This is a genomic window from Chimaeribacter californicus (assembly GCF_002858675.1).
GTDB classification, from domain to species: Bacteria; Pseudomonadota; Gammaproteobacteria; order Enterobacterales; family Enterobacteriaceae; genus Chimaeribacter; species Chimaeribacter californicus.
Map to the genome: position 1 here is coordinate 21,761 of NZ_PJZF01000017.1, position 13,405 is coordinate 35,165.

The 13,405-nt window shown below is 55.5% G+C and carries 12 protein-coding genes; 6 read left to right on the forward strand and 6 right to left on the reverse strand.

The features are described 5' to 3' along the window. Positions 1-91: 91 nt before the first annotated feature. Entirely contained in the window at positions 92-1,183 is a 1,092-nt protein-coding gene (locus CYR55_RS17030; RefSeq protein ID WP_101817558.1) for a tyrosine-type recombinase/integrase, read from the forward strand. A gap of 55 nt (positions 1,184-1,238) precedes the next feature. Here CYR55_RS17030 and CYR55_RS17035 read toward each other — a convergent pair whose 3' ends face one another. Beyond that, positions 1,239-1,736 carry a hypothetical protein gene (locus CYR55_RS17035; RefSeq protein ID WP_146000999.1) on the reverse strand — a complete coding sequence of 166 codons (498 nt, stop codon included), beginning with the start codon at positions 1,734-1,736 and terminating at the stop codon, positions 1,239-1,241. A 242-nt stretch (positions 1,737-1,978) separates the two neighbouring features. Between CYR55_RS17035 and CYR55_RS17040 the strand changes: the two genes are divergently transcribed. After that, positions 1,979-2,758, forward strand: coding sequence for a DUF3750 domain-containing protein (locus CYR55_RS17040; RefSeq protein WP_101817560.1), 780 nt, complete (start codon positions 1,979-1,981; stop codon positions 2,756-2,758). A gap of 82 nt (positions 2,759-2,840) precedes the next feature. Then, positions 2,841-3,809 carry an apurinic/apyrimidinic endonuclease family protein gene (locus CYR55_RS17045; protein ID WP_101817561.1) on the forward strand — a complete coding sequence of 323 codons (969 nt, stop codon included), beginning with the start codon at positions 2,841-2,843 and terminating at the stop codon, positions 3,807-3,809. A gap of 45 nt (positions 3,810-3,854) precedes the next feature. Here the strand turns inward: CYR55_RS17045 and CYR55_RS17050 are convergent, their stop codons facing one another. The 4 genes from CYR55_RS17050 to CYR55_RS17065 all read right to left on the reverse strand — a co-directional run bounded on the left by CYR55_RS17050 (position 3,855) and on the right by CYR55_RS17065 (position 8,645). Further along, positions 3,855-5,063 (reverse strand): aldose 1-epimerase family protein, encoded by a 1,209-nt coding sequence (locus tag CYR55_RS17050; RefSeq protein ID WP_101817562.1) that lies wholly within the window; start codon positions 5,061-5,063, stop codon positions 3,855-3,857. A 341-nt stretch (positions 5,064-5,404) separates the two neighbouring features. After that, the gene (locus CYR55_RS17055; RefSeq protein ID WP_101817563.1) at positions 5,405-6,511 is read right to left on the reverse strand and encodes an SMP-30/gluconolactonase/LRE family protein; all 1,107 of its coding nucleotides are present in this window, start codon (positions 6,509-6,511) and stop codon (positions 5,405-5,407) included. 99 nt (positions 6,512-6,610) lie between these two features. Next, the gene (locus CYR55_RS17060) at positions 6,611-7,864 is read right to left on the reverse strand and encodes an enolase C-terminal domain-like protein (RefSeq protein WP_101817564.1); all 1,254 of its coding nucleotides are present in this window, start codon (positions 7,862-7,864) and stop codon (positions 6,611-6,613) included. Positions 7,865-7,943: 79 nt separating this feature from the next. Further along, positions 7,944-8,645 (reverse strand): FadR/GntR family transcriptional regulator, encoded by a 702-nt coding sequence (locus tag CYR55_RS17065; RefSeq protein ID WP_101817633.1) that lies wholly within the window; start codon positions 8,643-8,645, stop codon positions 7,944-7,946. A 285-nt stretch (positions 8,646-8,930) separates the two neighbouring features. Here CYR55_RS17065 and CYR55_RS17070 point away from each other — a divergent pair, with 285 nt between their 5' ends. From CYR55_RS17070 to idnD, 3 genes are all read left to right on the forward strand, one after another. Further along, positions 8,931-9,698, forward strand: a complete 768-nt coding sequence (locus CYR55_RS17070) for an SDR family oxidoreductase (RefSeq protein ID WP_101817565.1) — start codon at positions 8,931-8,933, stop codon at positions 9,696-9,698. Positions 9,699-9,873: 175 nt separating this feature from the next. Further along, a complete protein-coding gene (locus tag CYR55_RS17075) occupies positions 9,874-11,241 on the forward strand; it encodes an MFS transporter (protein ID WP_101817634.1) in 1,368 nt (455 codons plus the stop codon). Then, a complete protein-coding gene (idnD, locus tag CYR55_RS17080) occupies positions 11,241-12,281 on the forward strand; it encodes an L-idonate 5-dehydrogenase (protein WP_101817635.1) in 1,041 nt (346 codons plus the stop codon). The genes CYR55_RS17075 and idnD overlap by 1 nt, the downstream gene beginning before the upstream one ends. Positions 12,282-12,365: 84 nt before the next feature. Here idnD and CYR55_RS17085 read toward each other — a convergent pair whose 3' ends face one another. Next, the gene (locus tag CYR55_RS17085) at positions 12,366-13,295 is read right to left on the reverse strand and encodes a LysR family transcriptional regulator (RefSeq protein ID WP_101817566.1); all 930 of its coding nucleotides are present in this window, start codon (positions 13,293-13,295) and stop codon (positions 12,366-12,368) included. Positions 13,296-13,405: the final 110 nt, after the last annotated feature.

Below are 13,405 nucleotides of genomic sequence, written 5' to 3' on the forward strand. Positions count from 1 at the left end.
CTAAATCCACCAAAATGATTCCATACTTGGAAGGTATGGAATCATTTCTCCAGACGCGCTATGCTGCACCAAATCCTGTGGAGAAACCGCCATGATCAAAGGCTTCAATGCCGATAAGGTGGCAGAGAATTGCTCGGCCGACACCATCGATTACCTGGCCGCAACACTCGCGACGCCGATTGACCAACTGGAAGACTATTCCGACAACGATCCGCCGTTCAGCAAAGCGTTTATGCTGTTTACCCGACTGTCGCTGATGGTGACGCGCCGCCGCCCAGAACTGGGCGTGCATTGCATTCTGATCCATGTGATGCCGAAAATCGCTGACCTGCCGATCTCAAAGATCAATAAGGTCACGGTTAACCGGCTGACCAACCCGCTGATCATGCAAGGGAAAATTGTGCAGAGTAAGCGCGTGTTTTCTCTGATGAAGCAATTCCTGGCCTGGTGTGTTTATCAGGGTTATCTGGAACAATCCCCGGTTGGGGACATCCCGATCAATAAAGTCGGCGGCACGGCACCTGCACCCAGGGAGCGCACCTTGTCAGATGCGGAAATCTGGGTGTTCTGGCACATCTGGGATTATCACAACGTCAGCGAATCTACCCGTTGGGCGTCCCGGCTGGTGCTGGCCGCCGCGCGTCGTCCGGATGAAGTGCTGCGCGCCAGGGTCAGCGAGTTTGATCTGGAAAACGGCATGTGGAACCAGGGCAACCGCAACAAATCCCACCGTGACCACCGGTTGCCGATCAGCCCCATCATGAAGCTCTGCATCGAGAAGCTGATCGCTGCCGGCAAAGGCAGCGAGTGGCTGGTGCCGTCCAACAAAAAGCCCGGCGCGCCGATGTCCAAAGTGGTGCTCAGCCAGGCGCTGCGGCGGATGTTCAGTGACCCAACCATGCCGACGCTGGAACCCTTTTCACCGCGCGACCTGCGCCGGACGGCCAGAAGCTGCCTGGCCTCATTGAATGTCACCAGTGATGTCTCGCGGAAAATCCTTAACCAGAGTCTGGTCGGGCTGGACCGCACCTATGACCGGCACGATTATATTGAGCAGATGGACGAAGCACTGTGCAAATACTCTGACTTCCTGTTCACGTTGATAGAGCATGATGGCGTCGGCGATCTGAACCATAAATACAAAGGCGATCGTCTTGCCGTGGGAAATAGCCGGTTGGGGTAAACTTACCGGTGTGAATAGCTATTCTCCAGTGCCCTTAAGGCGCTGGAGAATAAATTTAATCGCTGGGTAACGCCGTATTTCCGGCATTATCCGGATGCTCAATGGCGGCTTTCGCTACCTGATAACAGGCATTGACGTGGTTATTTCCCACGTATTTCATGGCGGTGAAACCAATACCGGCGGCAATAATCTGCCCGGCAAACGGCACATATTTCACCAGCTGCTTAGAGGCCATTTTTACACCCACTTTTTTCAGCAGTCTGATCACTAAATCACGCGTAATCGAATGGCCGATTACCTTAGAGCCGAGGCTGCCGGCGGTGGTCAGCACCAGGGCTTTGGTGGTCGGGTCCAGCGCCTCAATATCTGCCTCTGACAATTCAAACCGCTTGCTGATCGCCGGTAACATCTCCAGCAAAATTGCGGCATCCGAACCGACATCGATCCCCGGCAACGGCACGGCCGAAGCGACCCCGGAAAGGGATGAACGGCGGGTGACCAGGCGATAGCAGTCATCACGGACTTTATCGAGTTCTTCCAGTGTTTTGATCATGCGGGCACCCCGTTTTGCGTCAACATAAGAAGAAGTATAGCTAAGGTTCTGGTTTTCCGCGTTTTCCTGCGGCGAGTCTGCTGGTTTTTCATGCATTACGACCGGCGAAAGCGGTTTTGAAGGTGGGTGGGTAAACCCGGTTCTGTTTAAAAAATATTCATCGGACAATCGCCCTCCGCCCTTGCCCGCTGTATTTATTTACAGTAATTTAGTGGTTTGACCACCCCCACCGTGAAGACACTATGATTTACCTTAAATGGTTTAGTCTCTGCTACCTGTGTATCGTCTTTTTATCACTGGGATATAGCTTTGCCCGGGCCTCGCAAGACCGGGAAACCCCGGCCACCCAAAGCTGGGCGACCGCCCGCCGTGACTCCGCCCACCTGGCACCGGACCCGGCTGCGTTCAGTAAAATCGCCATCGTGCAAATCTACGCCGCGCCCACCTATGGCTGGCGCGGGCGGGTGGCGCTGCACCCATGGATCATCTTCAAACGGGCGGGCGAAACCCAGTACACCCGTTACGATGTGATCGGCTGGGGCGGCAACAATGTGGTGCGCCGTGATTACGCGATCCCGGACGGCTTCTGGTTCGGCTCGCAACCCACGCTGCTGGTCTCCCATCAGGGTGCAGAGGCGGAAGCGATGATCCCGAGAATTGAAGCCGCGATCAAACGCTACCCGTTCCCCCATACCTATCACGCCTGGCCCGGCCCCAACAGCAACACCTTTATGGCGCACATCGGCCGGGAAGTGCCTGAACTGGCGCTGGATTTACCGTCCAATGCCATTGGTAAGGATTACCGGCCGCTGTTTAGCCCGGTGGGGCTGCCGCCTTCCGGCCGTGGCGTGCAGGTCTCGCTGCTGGGGGTACTGGGCATCACGGCCGGTGCACAGGAAGGGCTGGAATTTAATATCCTGGGGCTGAACCTCGGCGTGGACATCGCCTCCCCGGCGCTGCGGTTGCCGTTCATCGGCCGGGTCGGTTTTACCGGCGCACCTGCCGTGGCCGGAAAGGAATAACGCCGGGCTGTGCTTTTCCTTACCTGTTCCCACCCAACTCCCTGTGAGCTGTTACACTTATCTGACGTTCACAGGGGGTATAATGAAACTAGGCTTTGCTTGTAAATATCTTAATTCTGACCTGAAACAGCCGTTCCCGTTCAGGGCCACGACCCGAAAGCGCTTTCTTAGTCTGCCTGCTGAAGAACAGAAAAAGCTGATTTATGACATCTCCGTCATTAATTTAACCAATCTCGCGTTAACGCTGGAGCAGCTGGCATTATTACCCGACGCGTTAAGGATGATGCGTATTGGCAGCGATCTGCTGCCGTTATATACCGTGCCGGAAGCCACCGCGTTATATAACGCGTTCCTGCCTGAACTTTATCCATTATTTACCCGCTGCGGTGAGATTGCGCGCAAATATAACATCCGGCTGTCGTTCCACCCCGGGCAATATTCGGTATTGGCGTCTGATACGCCGTTGGTGGTCGAACGGGCGATTGAGGATGTCGAATATCATGCGTTGTGCGCGACGTTAATGGGGTATGGCAAAACCTTCCAGGATTTTAAAATCAATATCCATATGAATGGCCGGAAAGGGTTTGAGGGCTTTCAGGCGGCCTTCGGGCAACTCAGCGAAGAGGCCAGACGGATGCTGACCGTGGAGAACGATGAGATCTCCTGCTCGCTGGATGACGTGCTGCAAGCGGCACCGTTATGCCCGATCGTGCTGGACATCCACCACCACTGGGTAAAAGAGAATGAATTTATCACGCCGGATGACCCGCGCGTGGCAGAGGTCATCGCCTCCTGGCGCGGCGTCCGGCCGGTATTGCACTACTCCATCTCACAGGAAGGCCTGATCCCGGAACAGGGCTTCCCGGACCAGCTGGTGCTAGGGTTGCCAAAAACCAAGCTGCGGGCGCACTCTGACTACTACTTCAATAACACCCTGAATGATTGGGCGCTGTCGTTTGAGGGCTTTGACATCATGTGTGAGGTGAAGATGAAAAACCTCGCCAGAGACGGGCTTTACAACCATGCGCAGCGCCGGGGGATAATCCCTTAATGCGCCTACCGGGCTGGCGCGATGCCGGCCCGGTGTTCAGCGCCGTTACTCGACGGCGATCGGTTTCTCGTCCACCGTGGTTTTCTCTTCCCCCTGAATCTGGGTGATCCGCTGTTCCACCTGTTTCACCGCGTCAGCATCTTTCAGCAGCGAATAGGTCAGCACAAAGTCGGTGCTCTGTCCCGGTTGCAACTGCTTCACCCGGCCCTGCTCTTTCTCAATCGTCACCGGGTAGGCGTAGTTGGTGCCCGGTTCAATGCCGGTGACGTAACCTTGCTTCTGGGTGTCGGTGTTTTTCCACATCGTCAGCAGCGGTAACTGGTGGGTATCAAACTCAATCGCCGCGCCTTTGTCCCCTTTGCTGTTGACCACCGCGGCCACGGTTTTGCCGCTGCTGTCCGCTTTCGGCACCAGGTTAAACACCATCTCATCGAAATTTTTGGTCGGCGCGCCATAGACATTCCAGTCCGCCAGCCCTTTTTTCGCATAATCATTAAACGGCGACACCGATTTCAGCGGCGCCAGGAAACGCGCGTCTTTTTCCAGGATCGGCATCCCGAAGTTGCTGTGATAAATAATCTGGTAATCATGCGGATAGTCCGCTTTATTGGTCAGCACATCGTGAATGGTGAAGGAATCCGCGCCCGGCACATAGCGCAGCTCCGTCCAGGTTTCGAGTTTCGCTTTTTTGAAGGTCGTTTCTTTCAGCAGGCCCCGGATACGGATTTCATGCGGTGCCTGATCATCGACGATCACTTCCACTTTCGAGGCCGGGGTGTTGCCCGCTTTGCCGTGCAGGGTGTAGATCACGCCGTCTTTGGTGACCGGGTGGCCGGTCCATTCAAAGCCGCAGCGCACCATCATCTCATTGAACCCTTCCAGCCAGCCCAGCCCGTTGCGGCTCTCCAGGTTGATGTACGCCGGGTTCACCACTTCATCCACCGGCGAATCCCAGCCGAGGCGCACGCCGTGGCCGTTTACATGCAACAGATCCATGCCGCGGGTCGGGCTGAGCGCGATGGTCAGGCCGTTTTCACTGGTGATGGTCAGCACTTTTGAGCCTTCCTGCTTGCCGCCATGCAACACTTTCTGTTGCAGGCTGAAGTGCTCACCAGACAATTTCAGCTGTTGGCTACTGACCTGCCAGTTTCCCAGCTCAGTGCTGCGTTCAGCATCCGTCAGCACCCAGCTTTGCGCTGCCGCCTGCCCACTGATTGCCGCCATGATCATCCCTGCCAGACACGCTTTTTTCATTTTCTTCATCCTGTTTGCTGAATTGATTTAGCTAACGAGCCGCCAGAGTACAAACAGCAGGGTCAGGAAAACGTGACTGGCATCACCGCCGCCGGGATCCGGGCGTTTTTAGGCTGATAAACGTGGGAAAGGTCACGAAATTGTGTGTCCGCTTACTCTTTTGCAGGCATTTATGTGACTAAACGCGTCTTAACTCAAAGGAAAGTTAAAACGATTCAGCCAGGTTTTGGCTATCCGCTCTGCGGCGCAGGCCACGTAGGATTGTCATCAGGCGGGTGGGTAATATTGCTGCAGACGGGCGGAGCGTTCCCTTAACAGGGCCCGCCCTCACAGAAATCCACTCAGGCAGGGTGAACGTTGTCAGGCAAACGGAAGCGGTAAACTGACCAGGGGGCACGAGTCTGGTCTTTGCCCTGATTGTACTGGCTGAGGTATTCAATCTGCGGCGCAGGGATGTACATCCACCCCCGGCTTATGACCAACGCATCGGGCGACACCAACCGATCGTCCTGGATCAACGTCTCCCTCGAGCCATCGGGCCGAAGGCGCTCAATGGCGCGCTTTTCTGCGTCTGACAGGTAAATATTGCCCTCTGCGTCTATCGCTGAACCGCCGATGCTGGGAATATCCGCCACTTTCTCCAGTTTCTTTTCCAGCGCGTTGTCATCCAGTGAATCGTCTAAGAGATACGCCGTACGAATGCGGAAAAGCGGGCCGGTGGGCGTTGCGTAATAGAGCCGGCTGCCATCAGCCGTCACTTCAATCACGTCACTGTGTACCGCCGGTTTTTTACCGTCAGCATCCATCAGCACCCGGCCCTGAAACCCTTTCTGCACCAGATTTTCGGGTTTTCGTAACGGTGCCGCAGCCGACAATTTCCTGCGGGTCAGGCCGGTTTTCATATCATGAATGAGTATGCCGCCCAGCCCCGAATCCGTCACATAGATCAGATCGCCATGAATACGCAGATCGTTAGGTGAGCCGCCCTCCGGGAGCGCGTTTGCATCGAAGCGGATCAGCTTTTTCACTTCACCTGACTGAATATCAAACGCCACCAGTTTAGCCGCGCCCGCCTGAGGTTTCCCTCCCGGCGGTGCCCCCTGATCGACGGCCCACAAAAGGTTATCGAAGATGTGGCAGGCATTGACGTTCACCAGGGAATTTACGCCCTCATCGCCGGCACGCCAGGTGTTCCAGTGGTTACCGGGGAAGGCCACCGGCCCCTTGTCTGTCACGCGCGCTAACGCCGGTGAATCGGCATGTCCCTCAAAGCGGGGCAGGTTAATAAAGTATGCCCCCTCAGCGGAGACGGCCACACCGTTAGCCAGCCACGGTGAGGTGAAAACGCGCTGGAGAGCCGGTCGCGTTGCGGATTGCGCCAGGGCAAATGCCGGGCGGGTGAGACACAATGCCGCCAGAGTGCCGCTGATAAACTCTCTTCGTCGCATGTTTTACTCCCTTGCAGAAAGCCATCGTGTACCCGAGAAATAACAGATTGCAGCCCGTGGGCGCAATCTGTTTCAGGCGGTGGCCACGGGGGTTCCCTGTTAAGGGCGCGCTGCCGTACCATCGGGTAAACGGGCATTCGTCCAGTCCGGGATCCCGCCGGAAACCGGATATTTCGCCGCTTCCTTCTCATCGATATCGACCCCTAATCCCGGGCGAGCGCTCAGGTAGGCGTAACCCCGGTCAATTTCCGGGCAGCCGGGGAACACGTCCTGCAGGGCATCATTCACCGGCGTGTATTCCTGGATGCCGAGGTTGGTGATGCTCAGATCGATGTGCAGATTCGCCGCCACCCCCACCGGTGAAATATCCCCCGGCCCATGCCAGGCAGTACGCACGCCATAAAGCTCAGCAAAGGTCGCCAGTTTTTTCGCTGGCGTGATACCGCCAATGGTGCTTACATGGCAGCGGATGTAGTCAATAAGCTGGTTTTGGATGAGCGGTTTCCACTCGTTGATTTGCGTGAACAGCTCGCCCATGGCAATCGGCGTGCTGCACTGGCTGCGCAGCTTACTGAGCCAGTCAATGTTTTCGGGTGCGACGGGATCTTCCAGGAAAAACAGCTGATAAGGCTCAAGGGTTTTCGCCATCTGCACGGCGGCAATCGGGGTAATACGTTCATGCACATCATGGATAAATTCGACGCCGAAGCCGAGTTTATTACGCAAATGGTCGAACAGGCGGGGTACCGCACGCGCATAGGCATCCGGATCGAAATAAATACCGTGGGTGGGATTACGTGGCGACACCTTAGGTTGAATATTACGGGCCTTCGCCAGCTTGCCGGCGATCAGGCGCAGGTCATCCGTTCCCGCCCCGCCATACATCCCCATCTGGCAGCGGACATATTGATAGCCCTCTTCCATGCGTGCGCGAATGTTATCCTCAACTTCAATTTCATCCGCACCGTCACAGTGACGATAAAGTGGGACGCCGTCACGGCACTGCCCGCCCAGCAGCTGGTAAACCGGCAGACCAGCCACTTTACCCTTCAGATCCCACAACGCCATATCGATACCCGACAGCGCATTGTTCATCACCGGGCCGTTACGCCAGTAACCGCTTACGGCGGCGGATTGCCAGATATCTTCAATGCGGGAAGGATCTTTGCCGATCAGGAACGGCTTCATGTAATTTTCGATAGCGGCAGCCACAGCAAAAATACGCTGCGTAAAGGTGGCGCAGCCCAGGCCGTATAAACCCGGCTCGCTGGTTTCAATCTTAACCACGACCAGATCGATACCGCCGGGGGCGGTGAGGATGGTTTTTACGTCAGTAATTTTCAGGTTGCTCATGATAATCCTTACGTCACTTATTGTTGTATGATGTCCTACAAGTTTGATTTTAAATAAAGCCCGTAACGGGCTTTATATATCAATTATGCCGGGCACCCTCGATGGCATGCACATTGTGTGTCATGGCGCTGTTCAGGGTGTCGGCCGCGAGCGCGGCATCCCGGTTCTTCAACGCCATGAACACTTTGATATGCGCTTCAACACTTTCAAGCGTGATGCCGAGTACGCGGTTCAGCTCTTCAAGGTAATGCACATAGATCCCTTTCAGGGACTCCATGACGTGGATGAACACTTTGTTATGTGACGCTTTTACAATGGCGAGATGAAAATCGTAATCGGCAAGCGAGTATTTTTTGTAGTCATCTTTGCTGACCAGCATGCGGTTTAAGGCATTTTCCAGCGCTTTCACATCGTCATCGGTGGCATTCTGTACCGCCAGCTCCATGCATTTGAATTCAACGGTCTGGCGGAAGACGCGCATGTCATCAAACTCCTCCTGCGACAGGTGCAGAATGGGCTGGTTATCGTTGAAGGCCCCGTAGCGCGCCACTTCGCGGGTGACGTAGGTGCCCTTTCCCTGGTGCGTCACTACCACGCCGAGGTCGCGAAGTTTCTGCACCGCGCTTCTTACGCTGACGCGGCTGACCTTAAAGGTTGAGGTCAATTCAGCCTCTGATGGCAATTTGCAACCAGGTTCCCACAGGCCATCCTGGATGTTCTTTTTCATCTGCTCATAAATGACATCAACCACATTATGTTTTTGGATACTTTCCAGCGCCACGGTATTACTCACTTGTCCTACATGTCTGACGATTTTTAACGCGTCGCCGGGGAGATGACAAGGGGAAATTTCACCGTTCAGAATGCGGTTACAGGCTGAATATTTTATTTTCACTGTTTTTTCATAGCGTTGAAATGTAACACGTCAATCATAGGGTGTCCCCTTAAGTTAAAAATTTGTGATTTATCTTACAAATTTCTCCCCTGCTAATTGCTGCATTTCTGCGCTTAACGTAAAACAACCTCATTCAACTTGTTAGTCATGTTACATGAAGGGTAATCCACTATGCAGACGATATTTAACCTGAGCGGTAAAACCGCCTTGATCACGGGATCAACACGCGGCCTGGGGTTTGCCTATGCACAAGGTCTGGCGCAAGCCGGCGCAAACGTGATCCTGAACGGTACGCGGCCAGAGCACATGGAGAGCGCACTGGCGCAGTTGCAGGCGCAGGGTATTGAAGCCAAAGGGTTTCTGTTCAGTGTCGCGGATGAAGAGGCTATTGAAGCTGTGTTCCAACAGCTCGACGAGCAGGAGATTCATGTCGATATCGTCATCAACAACGCGGGGATTCAATTCAGAAAACCGATGCTGGAACTGGCGTTAAGCGACTGGCAGCGGGTACTGGATGTCAACCTGACCAGCGCCTTCCTGGTTTCCCGGGCGGCAGCCAAACGCATGGTGGCGCGTCAGCGCGGCGGCAAAATTATCAATATCGGCTCACTCACCAGTGAAGCGGCGCGCGCCACGGTTGCGCCCTACACCGCCGCGAAAGGCGGCATCAAGCTGCTGACCAAATCGATGGCGGCCGAGTGGGCAGCCTTCAATATCCAGACCAACGGCATCGGGCCGGGCTACATCCTGACCGACATGAACGAGGCGCTGGTGGAAAACGAAGCCTTTAATCAGTGGGTCTGCAGCAGCAATCCCTCCAGCCGATGGGGGAAACCTGAAGAGCTGGTGGGCACCGCGATCTATCTGGCCTCCTCGGCGTCGGACTACGTAAACGGCCAGATGATTTACGTGGACGGCGGCTGGCTGGCCACGCTGTAACAGGCCATCTGAGACCTGAGCTGAAGCTGAGCGTGAAGACTCGGCCATACCCTACTCCATGAGCGACCAGAGATCATAACATGAATCAGAGACTCGCAGGGGCATTACCGGTCAGTCGTCGGGGCAATGTCCACACAGGATGCACACACCACCTGGGGGAAGCGCACCGATGAACATGAAACCTACGCGTGCACGTTTCAGCATCCTGCTGATGCTGTTTGTGGTTACCGCCATTAACTATATGGACCGGGCTAATCTGGCGGTGGCGGGTTCGCACATCCAGGGTGAATTTTTCTTGTCTGCCACGCAACTCGGCTTACTGTTTTCGATGTTTACCTGGTTTTATGCCATCAGCCAAATCCCGGTCGGCTATCTGCTCGACCGCATCGGCTCACGCTGGCTCTACGGCAGTGCCATTGTGCTGTGGAGTCTGTTTACCCTGTTGATGGGGTTGGCCTCACACCATTTTTTCACCACCGCGACCGCCTCATTTATGATGCTGTTGGTATGCCGTGCGCTGATCGGCGTGGCTGAAGCGCCCTCTTTTCCCTCCAACACAAAAATCATTGCCACCTGGTTTCCGGATCATGAGCGCGCCAGGGCAACCGCCACCTATTCCAGCGCACAGTATATCGGCCTCGCCCTGCTGACGCCGCTGCTGTCATTTATTGTCAGCCAGTGGGGCTGGGAAATGTCGTTTTATCTCTCCGGCCTGGTCGGCATTGTGTTCGGCATTTACTGGCTGGTGGCTTACCGCGATCCGCAGCACAGCCGCAAAGCAAACGCGCAAGAGCTTGAGATTATCCGCAAAGGCGGCGGTCACGGATCCACGCATTCGCCGGCGGGCAGCACAAAAGTGAACTGGCAGTCAGTGAAATATATCCTGCGCCAGCGCACCACCTGGGGCCTGTTCATTGCGCAGTTTGCCGCCTCGTCCACCCTCTACTTTTTCCTGACGTGGTTTATTGTTTACCTGGAAAAAGGGTTACACCTCTCTATTGATAAGGCCGGCATCGGCGCGATGTTCCCCTATCTGATGGCGATGGCCGGTGTGCTGTGCGGCGGTACGCTGAGTGACGTGTTGCTGAAACGCGGCCACAGCCGGACGTTTGCCCGCAAACTCCCGGTCATGGCGGGGATGCTGCTGACCTGCTCGATTGCGCTGGTGAATTTTTTCCAGGACAGCCCGGTGATTGCCATCGCGATATTATCGTTTGCCTTCTTTGCCAACGCTTTTTCAAACCTGGGCTGGGTGGTGTGCAGTGATGTCATCCCCCGCCATCTGATCGGCACCCTCGGGGGGTTCCTGAATATTTTCGGCAACCTGTCAGGGATTGTCAGCCCGATCATCATTGGCGTTATCCTGCAGCGGACACACAGTTTCCAGTATGCCATGTGGTATATCGCCGCCGTCGCCCTGACTGGATTTTTAGCTTATCTGTTACTGGTTGGAAAAATTGAAGTAATTACCCCGCCGGGAGACGAACGGGCCGAGTCGAAAAACAGATTTGAAACATCCTCTAACGTACAGAGAGAAGCATGATGCATCAGAAAACAGTGAACGCCGTAATTGTTAATGCCGCACATGATGTGCGCTGTGAGCCGCGAGACATTGAATGGAGTGATGATCAGGTCTTGGTCAGGGTTGAGCGCGGCGGTATTTGTGGTTCCGATATCCACTATTTCCAGCACGGCCGCGCCGGTATGTCCGTCCTCAAGGAACCGATGGTGTTGGGGCATGAGTTTGTCGGCGTTATCGAACAGGCGGCGGCAAACAGCAGCCTGAAAGTGGGGCAACGCGTGGCCATCAACCCCTCCCAACCCTGTACGCAGTGCGCACTGTGCCAGGAGGGAAAGCAAAACCTCTGCCGTTCAATGCGCTTTATGGGCAGCGCGCAGTTTTTCCCGCATGTTAACGGCGGGTTTGCACAGTATGTGGCGGTCAACCCGCAGCAATGCGTCCCTTACGGTGAGAAGGCCGACGCCAAAATTATCGCCTTCGCTGAACCGCTGGCAGTCTGTATTCACGCCGTGCGCCAGGCGGGGGCGTTAACCGGTAAGCGGGTGCTGGTGACCGGTGCAGGGCCGATAGGGTGTCTGGTGATTGCCGCTGCACTGGCATCTGGTGCCACCGAAGTAGTCGCAACGGATATCAGCGAGCGTTGCCGTGCCCTTGCGGAAGAGATGGGGGCCTCGGCGGCCGTCGATCCGCGGGACGAGGTAAAAACTTCGATGTGGGCGGAAAATGGCGGCCATTTTGACGTCTGCTTTGAAGCCTCCGGCGCCGCGATGGCGGTCAGCTCACTGGTGGCGTTTACCCGGCCCGGCGGCATTATCGTTCAGCTGGGGATGGGCGCACCTGAGGTTAATTATCCCATCGGGCCTTTACTTGTCAAAGAGGTACAGTTAAGGGGCTCGTTCCGCTTTACCAGTGAATTTACGACGGCGGTGCGCTGGCTTGAACAAGGCAAGATCGATCCGCTGCCGCTGCTCTCTGCGGAAATGGACATGCACGAGGCCACCCATGCCCTGGAACTGGCCTCGGATAAAGAACGTGCCGCCAAAGTGCAATTAATCTTTTAACGGTTGACCCTCTGCCTGATGCGGCATCAGGCAGAGGGTCAACCAACCCCGCCCGGCCATGCTCAGAAAAAGTGCCCGGGCGGGTCACATCTCTCCTGCCCGGGCCTCCTCGCTTTGCATCAAGGCGAAGAAGGACTCCAGCTCATGCAGCATCATGGAGGCGGCAACCGACAGCTGACGCTGCGGCGCAATACAGAGTGATAACGTAAACGGCTTCAGGATGCTGTCGATAAGCGGGATAAATTTCAGTTCGCCACGCCGGTATTCATCGATGATATCCAGCCAGCACATCAGGCTGATGCCTACATTGTCGCGCACCAGTGAACGCAGCATATGAATGTTGTTGGTGCGCCCGACCTCATTCAGCGTAATGCTTGAACTATTTATCAGCGCCTCCAGCGGCTCAGCCAGCATCAGCGGCGATGCCGGTACGATAAAGGGCCAGGACTCGCAGTGGCTGAAACGGATGGAGTCCAGCTGCGCCAGCGGATGCTGGCTGCTCACCACAATCCCTAACCGCAGATCAGAAAAGCACTGCACCAGCAACTCACGCGAGCTTTGCGGGTTGAGCATAATGCCAAAATCCGCTTCACCGGCGATCAGCGCTTTGCCGATGTGAATATTGCTCATGGTGGTCAGGGTAAAAGAGATGCCCGGATACTCCTGCCGGATACGCTGCAGAACGGCTGAAAAGAAACCGCGGTTGATCGCGTCGATCGTGGCGATGTGTACATGGCCGTGGCGTAGACCGCGCAAATCATCCAGCTGTGTGCATACCCGCCCAAACTCACGCTGCCAGTTTTTTGCCGCATTCAGCAGGATTTCCCCCGCGGCAGTCATACGTAATCCTGATGGGTGGCGCTCAAACAGCGGCATATCCAGCTGCTGCTCGACATGCAAGATCTGTCGGTTGATAGACGATGCGGAGACGTGCAGCACCTCAGAAGCCTTGCGCAGCGAGCCCTGGCGGGCCACTTCAGTGAAATAGATCAGAAAACGTGAAAAGGCGAACATAGCGGGTGCTCTCTTTTTTGCAACGCATCATGCGAATTAAACAGATGGACGCTTACACAGAGGCCAAATAATAATCGCTGCCATGATAAAAACAAGGGCATGCGCGGCGT

Bases quoted from the DNA above. Each gene is read 5' to 3' on its own strand.
- CYR55_RS17070 (WP_101817565.1), top strand. From the start codon at position 8,931: ATGCAGACGATATTTAACCTGAGCGGTAAAACCGCCTTGATCACGGGA.
- CYR55_RS17030 (WP_101817558.1), top strand. From the start codon at position 92: ATGATCAAAGGCTTCAATGCCGATAAGGTGGCAGAGAATTGCTCGGCC.
- CYR55_RS17040 (WP_101817560.1), top strand. From the start codon at position 1,979: ATGATTTACCTTAAATGGTTTAGTCTCTGCTACCTGTGTATCGTCTTT.
- CYR55_RS17035 (WP_146000999.1), bottom strand. From the start codon at position 1,736: ATGATCAAAACACTGGAAGAACTCGATAAAGTCCGTGATGACTGCTAT.
- CYR55_RS17085 (WP_101817566.1), bottom strand. From the start codon at position 13,295: ATGTTCGCCTTTTCACGTTTTCTGATCTATTTCACTGAAGTGGCCCGC.
- CYR55_RS17050 (WP_101817562.1), bottom strand. From the start codon at position 5,063: ATGAAAAAAGCGTGTCTGGCAGGGATGATCATGGCGGCAATCAGTGGG.
- CYR55_RS17060 (WP_101817564.1), bottom strand. From the start codon at position 7,864: ATGAGCAACCTGAAAATTACTGACGTAAAAACCATCCTCACCGCCCCC.
- CYR55_RS17045 (WP_101817561.1), top strand. From the start codon at position 2,841: ATGAAACTAGGCTTTGCTTGTAAATATCTTAATTCTGACCTGAAACAG.
- idnD (WP_101817635.1), top strand. From the start codon at position 11,241: ATGCATCAGAAAACAGTGAACGCCGTAATTGTTAATGCCGCACATGAT.
- CYR55_RS17075 (WP_101817634.1), top strand. From the start codon at position 9,874: ATGAAACCTACGCGTGCACGTTTCAGCATCCTGCTGATGCTGTTTGTG.
- CYR55_RS17055 (WP_101817563.1), bottom strand. From the start codon at position 6,511: ATGCGACGAAGAGAGTTTATCAGCGGCACTCTGGCGGCATTGTGTCTC.